The sequence below is a fragment of the Pseudonocardia benzenivorans CB1190 genome, assembly GCF_000196675.2.
Classification (GTDB): domain Bacteria; phylum Actinomycetota; class Actinomycetes; order Mycobacteriales; family Pseudonocardiaceae; genus Pseudonocardia; species Pseudonocardia benzenivorans.
Genome location: NC_015312.1, coordinates 825084 through 843519, shown reverse-complemented (window position 1 = coordinate 843519; position 18436 = coordinate 825084). Strand labels below are relative to the sequence as shown.

The window sequence follows — 18436 nt, the reverse complement described above, 5'->3', positions numbered from 1 at the left end:
TGATGCCACCATGGACGGACCGGGCCTCGGTCGCGCCCGGCCAGGGATCGGGGGACCACATGGGACTGTTGGACAAGGCTGTCGAGATCGTCGAGGAAGTCATCGAGCGCGCCACGCCGTATGCGAAGGAAGCCGCGGGCAAGGCGGCGCCGCACGTCGAGAGCGCGAAGCGGAAGGCCGGGCCCTACATCGACCAGGCACGGGAGAAGGCGTCGCCCTATCTCGACCAGGCGAGCAGGAAGGCCGGCCCGTACCTGGACCAGGCCAAGCAGAAGGTCGACAAGGCCACCGGCGGCCGTTTCCACGACCAGCTCGACTCGGTGAGCAGCGTCGTCGGGGACGTCATCGACCGCACCGCCGCAGCGGCGCGGCGCGGCCCGGCGGGGGCTGCCGACGCAGCGGACGCGGACACCGCGCCGCCCGGAGCCGCGCCGACCCAGGGCTCTGCAACGACGCCCGGCCCCGCGGCGACGCCCGGAACCGCGGCGACGCCCGGCTCGACGACGCCCGGCTCGACGACGCCCGGCTCGACAACGACGCCCGGAACCGCGGCGAGCGAGCCTGCCGCGCCGACGGGTCCGGTGTCGACGCCGGGCACCGCCGGGAGCACGCAGACGGACACGGGCGCGGACCCGTCGTCGGCGACGAAGTCGTCGGCGGACGACGGTCCCGCCGGCTCGGACCCCACGACCTGATCGGGGGCTCGCACGGCGGGGATGAGCGGCGGCGCTCGGGTCGCCGCGACATCGTCGCCCGGGGCGTCCGATCACTCGCCGCGGGGCTCGGCGCTCGGGCGCCGCTCGGCACGGCGTCACCGAGCCCGGAGACGCCCGGTTCCTTGTGCGAGCCCGCTTCCGCCTCGCAAGGAATCGCCCGGATCACGACGGTGGTCCACCAGCCGCCACGGGGAGTGTCGGACGGATCATCAAAGCCGGGTGAGCAGGGCGGCGAGCCGACGTGCAGGCCTGGATGCCGGGCGCCGCTGGTGTCGAATGGGCAGAAGCCGCGTTCGACGACGCTACGCCGCATGCGGCCGGCCTCGTCGAGCCCGGCCGTCCCGTGCAGGCGAGCGGCCGGCCTCCCGACCGCGGGGATCGAGGACAGCGGGAGCCCCGGAGCCGATCGGCCCTGAGGCCGACGGCCGACCCCGACAGCCGCTGCCCTGGTCGCACCCGGTGACCTCCGGGGTCGCCACCCGCGCCGAAACCCTCGTGAGTGGCGATGGTCGCTAGAGCGACCATCGCCACTCACGGTTTCGAGAGCCAGCCAGTTTGCCGGGCACGGTCTCCGGGTCCTTGCAGCAGCAAAAGCGGATGACTATCCGCTTCCGCTACGTTGAGATCACGGGGACGAGCGTGATCCGTCGACGTTTCACGCGCTGCTACGGAGACGAGGGAGCATGGAAGAACCGAGCGTCATCACATCGACGACCACGGGCCGGGCGGTCCGGTTCGAGTCGTTCGGCGGACCGGAGGCCTTGAGCGTCCGCGAGGTACCCGTGCCGCAGCCCGGTCCGGGACAGATCCGCGTGCGGGTCACCGCGGCCGGCCTGAACCCGATGGACTGGTTCATGACCTCCGACGCGGAGACCGCCGCGCGATTCGGCCTGAGCCTGCCGTGCGGGTTCGGCACCGACTACGCCGGGATCGTGGACCAGGTCGGTGACGGCGTGAGCGAGTTCGCGGTCGGAGACCGGGTGTTCGGTGGCGTCCTGTCCCGCGCGGTCGCCGACTATGTCGTCGTGGACGAGGCGGGGCCCATCGCGGTGGGCGGCGAGGCGCACCGCACCCCGGCCGGCGTCGACGACCACACCGCTGCCACCCTCGCCATCGCGGGCCGCACGGCGGCCGCGGCTCTCGCCGTGGTCCACCCGGGTCCGGGTGACACGGTGCTCATCGGCGGCGCGGGAGGCGGGGTCGGCGTGTTCGCCGTCCAGCTCGCGCGCCTCGCCGGCGCACGGGTGATCGGGACGGGGTCGGCAACCTCCGCCGATGCCCTGCGCGCCCTCGGGGCGGAGCCGGTCGCCTACGGCGACGGCCTGGTCGAGCGGGTCCGAGCGCTGGCTCCCGCCGGCGTCACCGCGGCCATGGACCTGCACGGGACGGACACGGCGCACGCGGCACGCGAGCTCGGCGTGCCCGACGAGCGCATCACCACCATCGCCACCCGGATCGACGGGATCACGGCGGCGAACGGCGCCAATGCTCCTCGCAGCGCCCTCGACGACATCGCCGGGCTGGTTGCGGCGGGCCGCCTGCGGGTGCCGATCGCCGCACGCTTCCCGGTCGAGCAGATCCGCGCCGCGGTCGAGCTCCAGGCGGGCCGCCACGTGCACGGGAAGGTCGTCATCGACCTCCAGGACGTGTCCGCCGGGTCATGGAAGCCGGGTGCGCAGGGCGGCGAGGTGTAGGGCGGCGAGGTGTAGGGCGCCGAGGTGGCTGCGGGCGCGCGGGTCGACGCGGGTCGCCGAGCCACTGGGCGGGCCCCGCCGGGCCCGAACACGACCGTGTACGCCGACCCGGCTCCGCCCTGCCACGAACCGCCCGGATCACCGAGCCCATCGACGGCGATCCGTCGGACCCCTAGTCGGGATCCAGGTCCGAGAGCTGCGCGATGACGTGGGTGACCAGCGGGGTGAGGGTGGCCATGCCGTCGCGCACCGCGGCTCGCGACGACGCGAGGTTCACGACGAGTGTGCTGCCCGAGACGCCCACCAGCCCGCGCGACAACCCCGCGTCGACGGCGCCGGCGGCGAGCCCGGAGGCACGCAGGGCCTCGGCGATGCCCGGGATCGGACGGTCGAGCACACCGGCGGTGGCGTCGGCCGTGACGTCGCGCGGCGAGACGCCGGTGCCGCCGACGGTCACGACGAGGTCGACGCCGCCGATCACCGCGGTGTTGAGCGCGTTGCGGATGGCGACGGACTCGCCGGGAACGATCACCACCGCATCGACGACGAAGTTCGCTTCCTCGAGCAGCTCGGTGACGAGCGGACCCGTCGCGTCCTCCCGCTCGCCGTGGCTCGCGCGGTCGTCGACGATCACGACGAGGGCCCGGCCGATCTGGGGTGGCGCCATCTCCATATGGTCACCGTAGCGGGACGCTCCGCGCGCCCCGGATCCGGCGGCGCGCAGGGTCCGGGAGCCGGTACGGGTGTCGGTCATCCGGTCGCCGAACCCAGCGTGACCTGCACCGTCCGGTCGCTCAGCTGCACCGGCAGCACCGCGCCGGGCGCCGCGGAACGGATCTGTGCCTGCAGGTCCAGACCCGTCACGATCTGCTTCTGACCGAACTTCACGACGACGTCGCCCGGCCTGATCCCCGCCGCGTCCGCGGGCCCACCGGGCACGACGCTCTGAATGCGGGCGCCGGTGATCGTCTGGTCGTCGGCCACCCCGACGCCGAGGACGGCGCGGGTGGCGCGGCCCGTCGTCTCCAGCTCCTGCGCGATCCGCTTCGCGGAGTTGACCGGGATGGCGAAGCCGACGCCGATCGAGCCACCCTGCGAGCCCGTCGTCGCGATCGCGGAGTTGATGCCGATGACCCGGCCCTGCATGTCGACGAGCGGGCCGCCGGAGTTGCCGGGGTTGATCGCCGCGTCGGTCTGCAGGGCGCTGAAGACGGTGGGGTCGGACCCCGACAGCGCGTCGCCGCCGACGCCGACGGCCCGGTCGAGTGCGCTGATGATGCCCGTGGTGACGGTGCCGCCGAGCCCGAGCGGCGACCCGAACGCGACGACCGGCTGGCCGACCCGCACGCCGTCGGAGTTGCCGAGCTCGATCGGCGTGAGTCCGGAGACGTTGCTCGCGCGGACGACCGCGACGTCGGAGCTGGGGTCACGGCCGACGATCGTCGCCGGCGCGCTGCGCCCGTCCTGGAAGACGGCGGTGACGGTGCCGCCGTTGGCCGCGTCGGCGACGACGTGGTTGTTGGTGAGGATGAGCCCGTCGACGCTGAGGATCATGCCGGAGCCCTCGCCCTCCGTCCGTACCCCGGTGACCCGCAGCTGGACGGTACTCGGGAGGACGCGGTCGGCGACCGCCTCGACCGGACCTGCGGCGGCGGGGTTCGCGTCGACGTCGGGCAGTGGCTGGTCGAGCACGCTTCCCGACGCCGCGGGCGGCTGCCCGCGGTCGGCCAACCGGTAGCCGACCCAGCCGCCGACCCCCCCGCCCAGCAGGGCGGCGACCAGGAGCGCCGCGACGAGCCCCGCGATCAGCCCGCCGCGTCGACGGCCCGGCTCGGGCGCGGTGCGCGTGCTCTGGTCGCCCGCGGTCCACGGCGGCTGCGGCCCGGTATGCCGGGGTCCGGATGACAGGTGCACGGTGTCGCCGGGCCGACCGCCCTGTTGCGCCGCAACGGGTTGTGACGAACTCGACGGCCACGCCCCCGACTGCGCGGTACCGGTCGGCCACGACCCGGGCCGTGCCGGACCTGTCGGCCACGGCCCGGGCTGCGACGCCGGTGGCTGCGCGTTCCATGGTCGCTGCGGCGCCTCGGCACGGCCGGGGGCGGCGTCGGGCGGCTGGGCCGGTGCCGCGACGGGCGACGTCGGGCCGGTCCGCTCGGAGCGGCTCACGCCCGCGTCCGTCGCCGACGACGCCCCGGACACGTGCGGATCGACGGCCGCCGCGGCTCCGGTGACTCCCGCGGCATCGGATTCGGCGAACAGGTCGACCCCGGCACCGGGCTCACCCACGCCCGGGGGGACCGGGTCCGGCTCGACCGTCGTCGCACCATCCGGCGACGACCCCGCACCTGCCGAACCTGACGCGCTCCCTCGATCAGGGACCCCGGCCGCCGGGACGCCGGACTCCGCGACCCCGGCCGGCGGCCCCACGACCGCTGCCCCCGACGGAGGCGTCACGGGATCGGGATCGGGCCGCGGCACCCCCATGGCGTGCGCGGGCGCGTGCGTGCCGTCGGCAGGGCCGGCCGGGGCCGAAGGGGTCCCCTCGGGCGGCGTCGGGTCCCCGGGCACCTGCGGGCCGGCCGCAGGATCGTCCCGGTGCGGACCGGACGCCCCGGCCCCGTCATTCGCCATGTTGGTGCCCCCGTGTCGCGAACCTGGGGACAGCCTATGAGCCCTCGACGCCCCGCGCGCCGCGACGGGTCGCCCGCCGCCGAGCGCGAGACCGGCACTGCACGGCTCAGTCCGGCGGCCGCCTGCCGGGCAACCGCAGGGCAAGCAACGCGCCACCCTCGGGCGCCCGCCCCGCCCACACCGCTCCCCCGTGCCGTCCGGCCGCCTGCCGGACGATCGCCAGCCCCAACCCGGAGCCGGGCATGGTGCGGGCACCGTCGGCCCGGTAGAAGCGGTCGAACACGTGCGGCAGGTCCTCGTCGGCGATACCGGGTCCGCGATCGGCGACCTCCAGCACGACCGTCCAGTCGTCGATCGGCTTCATCTCGACCCGGACGTGGCCGCCGGGCGGGCTCCACTTCGCGGCGTTGTCGAGCAGGTTGAGCACGGCGCGTTCCAGGGCGGTCGCGTCGCCGACCGTCGTCCACGGCACCAGCGTGACGTCGAACTCGACGTCCCCCGCCCGCCGCCGCGCGCGCTCCAGCGCCCGTTCGACGACGTCGGTCAGCTCGACCGGCTCGGCCATCACGCGCGGAGGGTCGTCGCGGGCGAGCTCCACGAGGTCGCCGACCAGCTGGGACAGCTCGGCGACCTGGGCGCGCACGTCGTCGAGTATCTCGACGCGGTCGGACTCCGGGAGGAGCGGCGCGCCCGGCTGGTCGGCCGCCGCAAGCAGCTCGAGGTTGGTGCGCAACGAGGTCAGGGGTGTCCGCAGCTCGTGCCCGGCGTCGGCGACCAGTCGGCGCTGTTGCTCCTGCGACGCCGCCAGCGCGCCGAGCATCTCGTTGAAGCTGTGGGTGAGGCGGGCGAGCTCGTCGGACCCGCTGACGGGGATGGGGTCGAGCTCGCCGGTCGCGGCGATGCGTTCGGTCGCGTTCGTGAGCCGCTGGACCGGCCGCATGCCCGCACGCCCGACGGCGACGCCGGCCGCCGCGGCCACCCCGACGCCGAGCGCGCCGATGATCGGCAGCGCGATGCCGAGCTTGGTGAGGACCTCCTGGGTCGGGGCGAGACGTTGCCCGATGACCAGCGCGCGACCCTGCCCGGCCTGCACGGCGACGACGCGGTAGGCGCCGTCGGGCGAGTCGGCGGTCCGCACGGAGTAGGGATCCTCGCCGCGCGCGACGGCGATCTCGTCGTCCCCCAACGGCGGCGCCGACGCGGGTCCCTCGGCCGAGAGGGCCTTGGGGATGCCCGCCCCGCCCGTCTGCAGGAGCGCGATCCGGATGTCGGCGGCGCCGAGCACCTCGGGCGGGATGCCCGCGAGCGACGCGGGGTCGGCCAGCTCGCTCTGCGCCGCGGCCGACGCCCGCTGCAGGAGGTTGTCGTCGAGCGTCGCGAGGATGTTGGCGCGCACGATGAGGAACGCCGCGACCGACACCAGGACGACCGCCGCCGCGGCGACGAGCGCCGCGAGGATCCCGATGCGCGCGCGCAGCGAGATGCGTTCGAGCGCAGGCAGCCGGGTGCGCACCGACGCAGTTTTCCTGGTGGCCGGGGCGACGCGGTCGGCGACCCCGGCGCGGCTCACGGCGGCGACTCGCGCAGCACGTAGCCGACCCCGCGGACGGTGTGGATGAGCCGGGGCTCGCCGCCCGCCTCCGTCTTGCGACGCAGGTAGCCGATGTAGACCTCGAGCGCGTTGCCGGTGGTCGGGAAGTCGTAGCCCCAGACCTGCTCGAGGATCTGCGCGCGGGTCAGCACCCGGCGTGGGTGCGCGAGGAGCAGCTCCAGCAGCGAGAACTCGGTGCGGGTCAGGCTGATCGGCCGGTCGCCGCGGCGGACGTCACGGGTGTCGGGGTCCAGCGACAGGTCGGCGAACTCCAGCGGTTTGCTCGCACCCGCGGCGGCCGCCGCGATCTCGTCGGGCGTGCGCCTGCGCAGCAACGCCCGCAGCCGCGCCAGCAGCTCCTCCAGCGCGAACGGCTTCGGCAGGTAGTCGTCGGCGCCGGCGTCGAGCCCGGCCACCCGGTCGGACACCGCGTCGCGGGCGGTGAGGACGAGGATCGGCAGCTCGTCGCCCGCGGCACGCATCCGTCGGCAGACCTCGAGGCCGTCGAGCCGCGGCATCATCACGTCGAGGACCATCGCGTCGGGGCGCGAGGCCTGGAGCGCGTCGAGGGCGGCCTGGCCGTCGCCCGCGAGCTCGACGGTGTAGCCGTTGAACGCGAGCGAGCGCCGCAGTGACTCACGGACGGCCCGGTCGTCGTCCACGACGAGGATTCGCATGAGACCAGTCTGAACCGGACTTCTGAGAGGCGCCTGAGAGGCGTCTGTGCGCTACTCGTCGGAATCGCTGGTGGGGTGGCCGTCCGGGAACCCGGCCAGGTACGCGACGGCCATGTCGTCGTCGGCGTGCCCGAGGTCGCAGGCCCGCAGCAGCCGGTCGCGGGTGGCGGCGGCGACGTCGAGCCGGATACCGGCGGCGGTCGCGGCGTCCACGATCAGCCCCGCGTCCTTGGCCGCGTTGGCCGCCGAGAAGCTGGGCGTCCAGTCGTCGTCGAGGATCGCCTTGGCCTTGGCCCGCAGGTAGGGCAGGTCGAGCGGGCCGCCCTCGATGGCGTCGAGGAACGTCTGCGGGTCGACACCCAGCCCTTTCGCCAGTCCCAGCGTCTCGCCGGTGGCGGCCGTGATCGCGAGCACCCAGCTGTTGGCGACGAGCTTGAACCGGCTGGCCGCCGCCTGCGCCCCGTCGTCGCCGAGCCAGACGGTCTGCCTGCCGACGGCGTCGAACACCGGCGTGATCGCCTCGCGGGCCGACGCCGGTCCGGCCGCGAACACCTGCAGCTGGCCGCTCTCCGCGGGCGCACGGGTGCCGAGGACGGGCGCGTCGAGGAACACCAGGCCGTGCTCGCGGGCGAACTCGGCGAGCGTCCCGACGGGCTCGACGCCGACCGTCGTCATCTGCGCCCAGACCTGCCCCTCGGCGAGGCCGGGGGCTGCCCGGTCCATGACCGCCCGGACGTCGTCGGCGTCGCCCAGCATCGTGACGACGACGTCGGCGCCCCGCACCGCGTCGGCCGGTTCGGCAAAGGCCTGCGCGCCCTCGTCCTCCAGCCGCTTCGTCTTCGCTGCGGTGCGGTTCCACACCCGCAGGTCGAGGCCGGCGGCGAGCATGTTGTGGCCCATGCCCGCGCCCATGATCCCGGTGCCGAGCAACGCGACGGTCGTCATGTCCGGCGAGCGTAGGCCCGACCCGTCGAGCTCGCCGCAACGTGGTGGATACGCGAGGATCATCCGGTGTTCGCCGTGCTCACGTTGCTCCTGGTCGTCGTGACGCACGTGTACCTGTACCGGCGCGCCGTGCACGACGTGTTCGACGGCAGGCGGGCCCGGCGCATCGGAGCGACGGTGATCGTGCTGCTCGGCCTCGCCGTCGCGGCCGCGTTCACCACCCAGCGTGCGCTCGACCCCGGCGCCGCGCGGCCGCTGCACACGGCCGGCTACCTGTGGCTCGCCGTCGTCCTCTACGCGACGTGTGTGCTGGTCGTCGGCGAGCTGGTCCGGCTCGGGCTGCGCGCCGCGGGCCGCGCCCCCGACCCGGAACGACGCCGCTTCCTCTCCCGGGTGCTCGCGGGGACGGCGGCCGTCGTCGCGCTCGGGACGGTGACCTACGGGGCCGTCGCCGCCCGCCGGGTCCGCACCGAACGGCGTGAACTGCTGCTCGACCGCCTCGACCCCGCCTTCGACGGGTTCACCATCGCCGCGATCAGCGACGTCCATCTCGGGCCGCTGGTCGGCCGCGCCGATCTCGCGGGGTTCGTCGCGACGATCAACGCCGCCGCGCCCGACGCCGTCGCGATCGTCGGAGACCTCGTCGACGGCGACGTCGCGACGCTCGGCCCCTACGCCGAGCCGTTGCGCGACCTGCAGGCTCCTGCCTACTTCGTCACCGGCAACCACGAGTACTACTCCGGTGCGGCGCAATGGGTGGAGCACCTGCCGACGCTCGGCGTCCGGGTGCTGCGCAACGAACGCGTCACCGTCCGCCGCGGCGGCGCCGTCCTGCACATCGCGGGCTGCGACGACCGCACGGCCGCCCGCTCCGACGTCCCGGGGCACGGGTTCGACCTCGACGCCGCGCTCGCCGGCCGCGGCCCCGACGAGCCCGTCGTGCTGCTGACCCACCAGCCCGTCATGGTCGACCAGGCCGCGCGCGCCGACGTCGACCTGCAAGTCTCCGGGCACACCCACGGCGGCCAGCTCTGGCCGCTGACGACCGTCGCGTTGATCGACCAGCCCGTTCTCGCCGGGCTCACCCGCGTCGGACGCACCTGGCTCTACGTGACGCGCGGCGTCGGGTTCTGGGGCCCGCCCGTGCGCGTGGGGTCGCCGCCGGAGATCACCGTGCTGACGCTGCGGGCGCGGGGCGGCGGAACCGTCGGGCCCGGGTGATACCCCTGTCCCCGTGCCCTCCCTGACACAGCCTGCCGATCTCGACGGCGTCCGCGACTCCTACGACCGGGTGGCGGACAACTACGTGGACATGATCGCGACGACGAGCCTCGGCGACATCCGCCACCAGCCGTGGCTGCGCGCCGCGATGGACGTCTTCGCCGACGCGGTCCGAGGTCTGGGTCCGGTGCTCGACGTCGGGTGCGGACCGGGCACGATCACCGCCTACCTGGCCGAACGCGGCCTCGACGTCTCAGGGGTCGATCTGTCCCCCCGCATGATCGAGCACGCGCGCCGGTTGCACCCGGAGTGCACGTTCGGCGTCGGCTCGGCCACCGACCTCGACCTCGCCGAGGCGTCGTGGGGCGGCCTGTTGGGCTGGTGGTCGCTGTTCAACCTCCCCCGCGACGTCCTCCCCCAGGTCCTGTCGGCCTTCGCGAGAGCGCTCGTGCCCGGCGGTCAGCTGATCGTCGCGACGCACGTCGGCGACGGCGACGTCCAGCGCACCGAGGCCTACGGCGGCGTCGCGGTGCGCTGGACGACCCACCTCTGGCAGCCCGACCAGCTGCTCGCCCTGATCGAGCAGACGGGCCTGACGCCGAAAGCCGAGCTCCGGCTCCCCGCCGAGGGGGAGATCGGTCCGGGGGTCGTCCTGGTCGCCGAAGCCTGACGAGCATCCGAAGGTCCCCTCGGTGGTGGTGGAGCCGGCGAGCCCGGGCACCCGGATGGCAGCCATGGACCCGCCGCTCGTTGGTGTGAACGCGAGTGCTCCCACCGGCGGCAACGCCCTATCGTTCCGCCAAGCGTGCCGGGGGCGCGTTCACAAGCCGAGCGGAGTCGGGCGATGAGCGCAGCGCTTCGAGTGGCCGTCGTGACCGCGTCGGTGATCCTGGCCGCGGCCGGGCTGGAGGCGCCCACCGCGTCCGCCGCAACCCTTCCGGTGCCCCTGCACGTGACGTCCGCGGCGCAGACGTCCGCGCCGTGCGATCTCGCGTCGTCCACGAGCTGCACCTACACCGGATCGGGCGAGCTGCCCACGGTGACCGTCCCGCCGGGCATCTCCCGGCTCACCGCGATCGTCACCGGGTCCCAGGGCGGAACACCGCGCGGGCACGACCCGGACGGCGGCGAGGGCGGTGGCGCCGGCCAGGTCATCGCCCAGCTCGATGTCCACCACGGACAGCAGCTGCAGCTCTGGATCGGCCGGCGCGACCCGCAGGCCGGCTACACGCACGGCGGCGGGGGCGCCACGTCGTCCTCGTCGCAGGGCGGCGCATCCGGCGGCGGATCGAGCGCCATCGTGTCCGACAACAAGCCGCTGGTCGTCGCCGGGGGCGGCGGCGGGGGCGGCGGGGGCGGCGCGACCACGACCATCGTGCGTGCCGGGAGCGGCGGCCACGGCGGCTCCGGTGGGAAGCCGGCGCAGAACGGCCAGCAGGGCAACGGCAACTACTCGGGCGGCAAGAGCCCTTACAGGTGCAGCGGCGGATACGGGGGCTCCGGCGAGAAGGCCCACTCCGGCAAGGGGGACAGCGCCGTCGCGAACTTCGTCCTCGGCGGCGGGGGCGGCGGGGGCGGCGGCGGCGGATACCCGCACGGCGGCACCGCCGGCTACTCCGGTGACGGCACGCTGACCTGCGGCGGGGGCGGTGGCGGCGGTGGTGGCGAGTCGTTCGTCGGCAAAGGTGCCCATCTGCTGGCCTTCGACGGGGTCGCCGGCAACGGCGACGGGAGCATCGTGCTCAGCACCCACCTGACCGCCGCGGTCTTCCACTGCACGCACCGCAAGGAGGCTTGGCGTGTGCCGACGACGGTGACCTCGGTCGACGCGATCGTGGTCGGCGCGGCGGGCGGCATCCCCACCGACCCGGGCGTGTCCGGGCGTCCGGGCTACGGCGCGCGCGTCGCGGCGACGATCGCGCCGGCCGGCTCCGATCTGACGGTGACCGTCGGCTGCGACGGGAACAGCGGCGCCGGATACGGCGACGCCCACGGGGGTGGCCGCGGCATCGCCCACACCTTCACCGGTTTCAACGGCGGGGGCGGCGGAGGGGCCAGCTCCATCACCGACGCGGCGGGCACCAGGCTGGTCGTCGCCGGTGGTGGGGGCGGCGGGGGCGGCTCCACCTACTTCGCGCCCCAGGCCCGCGGCGGCAACGGCGGCTCCGCCGGCTACGGCCCCGGCCGGGCCGGGGCCCACGGCGGTTCGGGAGGACAGGGGATCTACGGCCACGGTGGCGACGGCGCGCACGAGTCGAAGCCACGCGGCGCCGACGGGGAGGACAGCGCCAAGCCGCCGTTGCTCGGCGGCGGGGGTGGGGGCGGCGGCGGTGGCGGGTACGCGCACGGCGGCGGCCGCGGCGAGAGCAACAGCTTCGGCGGCGCTGGGGGTGGCGGCGGTGCCGGCGACTCCTACGCCGACCCCACCCGTACCCGCGGCGCCACCTTCGAGCCGGGCGCCGACGGCGGCAACGGCGTCGTCATCCTGCTCTACACGCCGTGACGCAACATCCGACTCGGCCGTGATCCCCCGGCCGGCGTGACCTCGCGGGTCCGCTCCTACGCAGTAGGCGCCGAGCGTCGTGCGGGCTGCAGGTAGTCTCCCCCAAGGCCCTCGTAGCTCAGGGGATAGAGCACCGCTCTCCTAAAGCGGGTGTCGCAGGTTCGAATCCTGCCGGGGGCGCCCAGATCCGAACCGCACGTCGAGGCGGCTCGGGAGGCGCGTCGTACGCCCGAGACCGCCGAACGACGGGCCACGCCGACGTCAGGCTCGGGTGCGGCTCAGCCGGATGCATCCCGTCCGGACCCGGAGGTGACGGCGGCGACCAGCGCGGACACCCGGGCGACGACCGGGGCGGGATCGGGTCGGTGCGCGAGGACGAGCGGCGCGGTCACGGGCTCGCCCGAGAGCGGGACGTAGGCGACCCCGTCGAGCCGCAGGGCACGGACCGAGTGCGGCACGAGTCCGAAACCGAGACCCGCGGCGACGAACACGACCAGCGTCCCGGTCTCGCCGACCTCCACGACGTGGGGGTCGAGGCCTGCGCGGCGGCAGACGTCGAGCACGAGCGGCTGCATCGTCGAGTGGTAGCCGGACGGGTGCGTGATCAGGGGCATGCCGTCGAGCTCACGAAGATCGACCGCGTCGGCCCGGGCCGACGGGTGGTCCCCGGGCAGCACGGCGACCAGCGGTTCGTCGCGCAACCGGAGGACCTCGAGATCGTCCGTGACCGCCGCGCCGGGCCGGAACACGGCGATGTCGAGGTCGCCCTCGCGCAGCTGGGCCATCAGTTCCGGCCCGAGCAGCTCGCCGCGCACCTCGAGCTCGACGTCGGGCAGCTCGTCGCGAACCCGACGAGTCACGTGCGGCAGCACGTCGTACGTGGCGGTCCCGACGAAGCCGAGCCGTACCCGGCCCGCCCGACCGGCGCCGAGCAGGCCCAGGTCGGCAGACGTCCGGTCGACGGCCGCGAGGATCTCGGCGGCGCGACCCCGCAGCAGCCGGCCGGCCTCGGTGAGCTCGACCCGTCGCGTGGAACGGTCCAGGAGCCGGGCACCCGTTTCGCGCTCCAGCTGCTTGAGCTGCTGCGACAGCGCGGGCTGGGCGATGTGCAACCGCACGGCCGCGCGACCGAAGTGCCGCTCGTCGGCCAGCACGACGAAGGACCGGAGATGTCGCAGCTCCACCACCACATCTTATGCGACGCACTTATCAATAGTGGCCCGATCAGTATTGGACGTGATGGATGACGTGTTCCTACGGTCGGGACGTGACGTCCTGCTACCTCTACGCAAGTACGCGGACGGCGTTCGGCCGCTTCGGCGGCGCGCTCGCCGACGTCCGGCCCGACGACCTCGCCGCCGCGGCCCTCGCCGGCGTCCTCGCGAAGACCCCGGCGCTCGATCCGGCACTGATCGGCGACGTCGTGTGGGGCTGCGCCAACCAGGCGGGCGAGGACAACCGCGACGTCGGACGGATGGCCGTCCTCCTGGCGGGTCTGCCGGTGTCCGTGCCGGCCACGACCGTGAACAGGCTCTGCGGCTCGTCCCTCGACGCCGCCATCCAGGCGTCGCGGGCCGTCGAGGTCGGCGATGCGGACGTGGTCGTCGCCGGCGGCGTGGAGTCGATGACCAGGGCGCCGTGGGTGCTGCCCAAGCCGTCGCGCGCGTTCCCCGCCGGGAACGTCACCGCGGTCTCGACGACGCTGGGCTGGCGCCTGGTCAACGAGCGGATGCCCGCCGAGTGGACGGTCTCGCTGGGCGAGTGCAACGAGCAGCTGGCGGACCGGTTCACCATCTCGCGTCGCCGCCAGGACGAGTTCGCGTCCCGGTCCCACCGCCTCGCCGCCCAGGCCTGGGCCGACGGGTTCTACGACGACCTGGTCGTCGACGTCCCCGGCGCGGGTCTGGAGCGCGACGAGAGCATCCGCGACGGTTCCACCCCGGAGACGCTCGCGGGGCTCAAGCCGTCGTTCCGGGCCGACGGGACGATCACCGCGGGCAACGCCAGCCCGCTCAACGACGGTGCCGCCGCCCTCCTGCTCGGATCGGCGGACGCGAGCACGCACATCGGGTCCGAGCCCCTCGCCCGCATCGCCGGCCGGGGCGTGCACGCCCTCGATCCTCGGGAGTTCGGCTTCGCCCCGGTCGAGGCCGCCGAGCGCGCGCTGGCCAGGGCCGGCATCGGCTGGGCCGACGTGAGCGCCGTGGAGCTGAACGAGGCCTTCGCCGCACAGTCGATCGCGTGTGTCGACGCCTGGAAGATCGACCCGGACATCGTCAACGCGAAGGGTGGCGCGATCGCCATCGGCCATCCGCTCGGCGCCTCGGGCGCCCGGATCCTCGGGACGCTCGCGGCGCGGCTGCGGGAGTCCGGCGGCCGGTGGGGTGTCGCGGCGATCTGCATCGGCGTCGGGCAGGCACTCGCCGTCGTGCTCGAGAACGTCACCGGGGCGCGCCCGTGACCGCCCGGATCTGCGACGGCTACGACGAGGCGGTCGCCGGCACCGCGGACGGGTCGACCGTGCTCGTGGGCGGGTTCGGCATGGCCGGCATGCCCGTCGACCTGATCGACGCCCTGATCCGCCAGGGCGCCGCCGACCTCACGATCGTCTCCAACAACGCGGGCAACGGCGACACCGGGCTGGCCGCGCTGCTGGCGACGGGCCGGGTGCGCAAGGTGATCTGCTCGTTCCCGCGGCAGGCCGACTCCTGGGTCTTCGACGACCTCTACCGCTCCGGACGCATCGAGCTCGAGGTCGTCCCGCAGGGCAACCTGGCCGAGCGGATGCGCGCCGCCGGGGCCGGAATCGGCGCGTTCTACAGCCCCACCGCGGTGGGCACACCGCTCGCCGAGGGCAAGGAGGTCCGGGAGATCGACGGCCGTACGTACCTGCTGGAGTACCCCATCCACGGCGACCTCGCGCTGATCAAGGCCCACACCGCCGACCGGATGGGCAACCTCGTCTACCGCAGGACCGCCCGCAACTTCGGTCCCGTCATGGCCACGGCCGCCCGCACCGTCGCCGTGCAGGTCGACCGCGTGGTCGAGACCGGCGCACTGGACCCCGAGAACGTGATCACCCCCGGCATCTACGTCGACCGCGTGGTGGCCGCCGAGCAGGAGCGCGCCGCATGATCGGCAGGATCCGCGACAAGAACGACATCGCCGCCGCCATCGCCCGCGACATCACCGCCGAGCACCCCGACGGGGCCTACGTCAACCTCGGCATCGGGCAGCCGACGCTCGTCGCGGACCATCTCCCCGACGACTCGGGGGTGGTGCTGCACACCGAGAACGGCATGCTCAACATGGGTCCGGCCGCCCACGGCGACGAGGTCGACCCCGACCTCGTCAACGCCGGCAAGGTTCCGGTCACCGAGCTGCCCGGCGCGGCGTACTTCCACCATGCCGACTCCTTCGCGATGATGCGCGGCGGGCACCTCGACGTCTGCGTCCTCGGCGCTTTCCAGGTCTCCACCGCGGGCGACCTCGCGAACTGGCACACCGGCGCCCCGGACGCGATCCCCGCGGTCGGCGGCGCCATGGATCTCGCCATCGGCGCGAAACGCGTCTGGGTCATGATGACGCTGTTCGACAAGCAGGGTGCGCCCAAGCTCGTCCCCGAGTGCACCTACCCGCTGACCGGCCTCGGCTGCGTCGAGCGCGTGTACACCGACCTCGGCACGTTCGCGGTCGGGCCGGGCGGGCTGCAGGTGCTCGAGGTCCACGGCATCGACCCCGACGAGCTGGCCCGTCGACTCGGTCTGCTCGACGCCGTCGGCGAGCGCCGAACCTGACCGATGAGCGTGACGACGCGCATCCCTGCGGTCAGGGTGACCTGCCCGGCACCGGCAGCGGGGCGACCGGTGCTCGTTCTCGGGCCGTCCCTCGGAACCAGCACCGCGGCGTAGTGGGGGCCATGCCTTCCCGGCCTCCTCGAGTCCTTCGACGTCCTGGCCTGGGATCTGCCGGGCCACGGCGGCAGCGCCCCCGCCGCTGCCGACTTCACGATGTCCGAGCTCGCCGAGGGGGTCCTCGACGCGGTCGACGCGACCCTCGGCGCGCGTGTCCCGGTGCACTACGCCGGCGACTCGATCGGGGGCGCAGTCGGACTCCACCTGCTGCTCGACCGTCCCGATCGGATCCTGGCCGCGTCGCTCATCTGCACGGGCGCGAGGATCGGTGAGCCCGAGGGCTGGTCGGACCGGGCCGCTCTGGTGGAGCGATCGGGGGTCGACGCCGTCGTCGACGGGTCCCGGCAGCGGTGGTTCGGACCGGGCTTCGCCGACCGGCACCGCGACCGTGCCGACGCCCTCATCGCCTCGCTGCGTGCCGCGAACCCGGTCGACTACGGACGGGCATGTCGGGCCCTGGCCTCGCACGACGTCCGCGACCGCCTGCCGAAGATCACCGTTCCCGTCCTCGCCGTCGCCGGCAGCCACGATCGGCCGACGCCCGTCGCGTCGCTCCAGGAGATCGCCGACGGCGTCGCGCACGGCCGGCTGGAGGTCCTCGACGGCGTCGCGCATCTCGCACCCGCCGAGGCGCCGCAGGAGGTCACGGCACTCCTGCGCGACCACCACGGATGAGCAGTCCGGCGACGGGGCGTCGACCCCGGACACCGGACGTCACCGCGGTTCCGTCGGCGATCCGGTGCGGTGACGGCCGGGTGGTTCGCCGGGGCGGGGCGTGCGGCGGCGGTCCGAGCGGGCTCGGCGACCGCGGGTCGGAACAGGAGCGCCGGTCCGTCGTGGGACGGGTGCCGATGCCGACGAGGACGGCGTCGGCGGGGACGACCGAGCCGTCGTCGAGATCGACGGGCTCGACCCCCGACGAGCCGCGGCCGCACACCGCGCCGTGACGCGGCACGTTGCGGTGGCGCAGGTCGAACCTGTTGGCTGTCGCGGACGTCGCGGCGCCCCGCAAGTGTCGCCGGGGAGCGACGCGGCGTGCCCGCCGTCGGAGGAGGTTGCGATCTGCATGGGTGACGGCCCGGCCCCGGGACCGCCCGAGCACCAGGACGTGCTCGGCGCCGAGTGGGAGACGCATCGCCCCGCGGTCTTCGGCGTGGCATACCGGTTGCTGGGGAGTGTCGCCGACGCGGAGGACGTGGCCCAGGACGTGTGGCTGCGCGCGGCCCGCGCGGACCTTCGGGCCGTCGACGACCTCCGGGCGTGGTTGGTGACGGTCGCCGCGCGGCGCTCCTACGACATCCTCAAGAGTGCCCGCTCACGACGCGAGACCTACGTCGGACCGTGGCTTCCGGAGCCGTTGCTCACGGGGCCCGACGCGTCCGTGCCGGTCCTCGTCGACGAGTCCGTCAGCGCGGCGTTGCTCCTGGTCATGGAGGAGCTGAGCCCGCCGGAGCGGGTGGCGTTCGTGCTGCACGACGTCTTCGGGTTCGAGTTCGGCCGGGTCGCCGAGGTGCTGGACGTGTCCGTGCCGAACGCCCGGCAGCTCGGGTCACGAGGGCGGCGGCAGGTCGTGAAGGCGAGGCGGGCGGTCGTACCCGCGTCGAGGGCGGAGCGGGAACGGGTGCTGACGGCCTTCCGCGCTGCCTACGAGGCCGGGGACCTGGCCGGACTCGTCGAGCTGCTGCACCCCGGGGCCGTGTACGTCACCGACGGCGGCGCCAAGGCGTTCGCGGCGCGCAAGGTCATCCACGGCGGCGAACGCGTCGCCGAGGTGATGGTGCGGGTGGGCCCGCGGTGGCGTGCGGACCGCATCGACCTCGTCGAGGTCGGCGGCGAGCTCGCCCTCGTGTTCCGCCGCGAGGGCCGCGTCTACTCCGTCGACACGGTGGAGATTGCCGGGGGCCTGATCACCGCATACCGCAGGGTCATCAACCCGGACAAGCTGAGCCACGTCTAGTTGTCACGTCCGGCCCGGCCATCTCGTCTCCCTGCCGACACACGACGTGGACGAGACGAAGGAACCATGACCACCACCCAGCGCGTCAACATCGGCAAGCAGCACCCCGCCCCGTACAAGACCCTCATCGCCCTGTCGGAGGAGGTGGGCCAGAGCCTCGCCTCCGCAGGAATCGACCCGCTGCTCGTCGAGCTCCTGAGGATCCGCAGCTCACAGCTGAACGGCTGCGCGTTCTGCCTGCGCATGCACACGCGCGACGCCCTGAAGAAGGGCGAGAACCCCGACCGGATCGCCGTCCTGCCCGCCTGGGAGGAGACCGGGTACTTCTCGGAGACCGAACGTGCCGCCCTGCGTCTGACCGAGGCGATCACCCGCATCTCCGACGGGCACGTCGCCGACGAGGACTACGACGCCGCCGCGGCCGCGCTCACCCCGGACCAGGTCTCGGCCGTCGCCTGGCTCGCCACGGTGATGAACGCCTTCAACCGGGTCGCGGTCACCAGCCGCTACCGGGTCGCCGGCTGACCTGCGCCGTGTTCGGCCGGGCCGGGTGCCGCGGCGGCTGCACGAGCCGCCCGGCACCC

The 18436-nt window shown here is 74.3% G+C and carries 16 protein-coding genes, 1 tRNA gene and 1 pseudogene; 12 read left to right on the top strand and 6 right to left on the bottom strand.

Annotation, left to right across the window (positions count from 1 at the left end; translation table 11 throughout):
* Positions 1 to 59: 59 nt before the first annotated feature.
* Entirely contained in the window at positions 60 to 695 is a 636-nt protein-coding gene (locus PSED_RS04050) for an Rv0909 family putative TA system antitoxin (RefSeq protein ID WP_013672988.1), read from the top strand.
* Positions 696 to 1399: 704 nt separating this feature from the next.
* Positions 1400 to 2410, top strand: a complete 1011-nt coding sequence (locus PSED_RS04045; protein WP_013672987.1) for an NADP-dependent oxidoreductase — start codon at positions 1400 to 1402, stop codon at positions 2408 to 2410.
* Between the two features lie 172 nt (positions 2411 to 2582).
* On the opposite strand, the gene PSED_RS04040 is transcribed toward PSED_RS04045, so the two are convergent.
* The 5 genes from PSED_RS04040 to PSED_RS04020 form a co-directional block, all read right to left on the bottom strand.
* The gene (locus PSED_RS04040; RefSeq protein ID WP_373866048.1) at positions 2583 to 3077 is read right to left on the bottom strand and encodes a MogA/MoaB family molybdenum cofactor biosynthesis protein; all 495 of its coding nucleotides are present in this window, start codon (positions 3075 to 3077) and stop codon (positions 2583 to 2585) included.
* 83 nt (positions 3078 to 3160) lie between these two features.
* Positions 3161 to 4324, bottom strand: coding sequence for a S1C family serine protease (locus PSED_RS04035; RefSeq protein ID WP_158511290.1), 1164 nt, complete (start codon positions 4322 to 4324; stop codon positions 3161 to 3163).
* Positions 4325 to 5150: 826 nt separating this feature from the next.
* The gene (locus PSED_RS04030; protein ID WP_103384383.1) at positions 5151 to 6557 is read right to left on the bottom strand and encodes a HAMP domain-containing sensor histidine kinase; all 1407 of its coding nucleotides are present in this window, start codon (positions 6555 to 6557) and stop codon (positions 5151 to 5153) included.
* Between the two features lie 53 nt (positions 6558 to 6610).
* On the bottom strand, positions 6611 to 7312 hold the full coding sequence (locus tag PSED_RS04025; RefSeq protein ID WP_013672983.1) for a response regulator transcription factor: 702 nt from the start codon (positions 7310 to 7312) through the stop codon (positions 6611 to 6613).
* 51 nt (positions 7313 to 7363) lie between these two features.
* Positions 7364 to 8257 carry an NAD(P)-dependent oxidoreductase gene (locus tag PSED_RS04020; RefSeq protein ID WP_013672982.1) on the bottom strand — a complete coding sequence of 298 codons (894 nt, stop codon included), beginning with the start codon at positions 8255 to 8257 and terminating at the stop codon, positions 7364 to 7366.
* Positions 8258 to 8323: 66 nt separating this feature from the next.
* Here PSED_RS04020 and PSED_RS04015 point away from each other — a divergent pair, with 66 nt between their 5' ends.
* From PSED_RS04015 to PSED_RS04000, 4 genes are all read left to right on the top strand, one after another.
* Positions 8324 to 9478, top strand: coding sequence for a metallophosphoesterase (locus PSED_RS04015; RefSeq protein WP_013672981.1), 1155 nt, complete (start codon positions 8324 to 8326; stop codon positions 9476 to 9478).
* 13 nt (positions 9479 to 9491) lie between these two features.
* Positions 9492 to 10148, top strand: coding sequence for a class I SAM-dependent DNA methyltransferase (locus PSED_RS04010; RefSeq protein WP_013672980.1), 657 nt, complete (start codon positions 9492 to 9494; stop codon positions 10146 to 10148).
* 174 nt (positions 10149 to 10322) lie between these two features.
* Positions 10323 to 11981 (top strand): glycine-rich domain-containing protein, encoded by a 1659-nt coding sequence (locus PSED_RS04005; RefSeq protein ID WP_013672979.1) that lies wholly within the window; start codon positions 10323 to 10325, stop codon positions 11979 to 11981.
* Between the two features lie 107 nt (positions 11982 to 12088).
* A tRNA-Arg gene (locus PSED_RS04000) sits at positions 12089 to 12161 on the top strand.
* Positions 12162 to 12259: 98 nt separating this feature from the next.
* Here PSED_RS04000 and PSED_RS03995 read toward each other — a convergent pair.
* Positions 12260 to 13165 (bottom strand): LysR family transcriptional regulator, encoded by a 906-nt coding sequence (locus tag PSED_RS03995; protein WP_041760415.1) that lies wholly within the window; start codon positions 13163 to 13165, stop codon positions 12260 to 12262.
* Between the two features lie 83 nt (positions 13166 to 13248).
* Between PSED_RS03995 and PSED_RS03990 the strand changes: the two genes are divergently transcribed.
* The 6 genes and pseudogenes from PSED_RS03990 to PSED_RS03965 all read left to right on the top strand — a co-directional run bounded on the left by PSED_RS03990 (position 13249) and on the right by PSED_RS03965 (position 18377).
* The gene (locus PSED_RS03990; protein WP_041759260.1) at positions 13249 to 14442 is read left to right on the top strand and encodes a thiolase family protein; all 1194 of its coding nucleotides are present in this window, start codon (positions 13249 to 13251) and stop codon (positions 14440 to 14442) included.
* A complete protein-coding gene (locus PSED_RS03985; RefSeq protein WP_013672976.1) occupies positions 14439 to 15116 on the top strand; it encodes a 3-oxoacid CoA-transferase subunit A in 678 nt (225 codons plus the stop codon). Before PSED_RS03990 ends, PSED_RS03985 begins: the two co-directional genes overlap by 4 nt.
* On the top strand, positions 15113 to 15778 hold the full coding sequence (locus tag PSED_RS03980) for a 3-oxoacid CoA-transferase subunit B (RefSeq protein WP_013672975.1): 666 nt from the start codon (positions 15113 to 15115) through the stop codon (positions 15776 to 15778). Before PSED_RS03985 ends, PSED_RS03980 begins: the two co-directional genes overlap by 4 nt.
* Before the next feature lie 138 nt (positions 15779 to 15916).
* A pseudogene (locus tag PSED_RS03975) lies at positions 15917 to 16570 on the top strand (alpha/beta fold hydrolase); the annotation flags it as partial.
* 391 nt (positions 16571 to 16961) lie between these two features.
* The gene (gene sigJ / locus PSED_RS03970) at positions 16962 to 17852 is read left to right on the top strand and encodes an RNA polymerase sigma factor SigJ (RefSeq protein ID WP_013672974.1); all 891 of its coding nucleotides are present in this window, start codon (positions 16962 to 16964) and stop codon (positions 17850 to 17852) included.
* Positions 17853 to 17918: 66 nt separating this feature from the next.
* The gene (locus tag PSED_RS03965; RefSeq protein WP_013672973.1) at positions 17919 to 18377 is read left to right on the top strand and encodes a carboxymuconolactone decarboxylase family protein; all 459 of its coding nucleotides are present in this window, start codon (positions 17919 to 17921) and stop codon (positions 18375 to 18377) included.
* Positions 18378 to 18436: the final 59 nt, after the last annotated feature.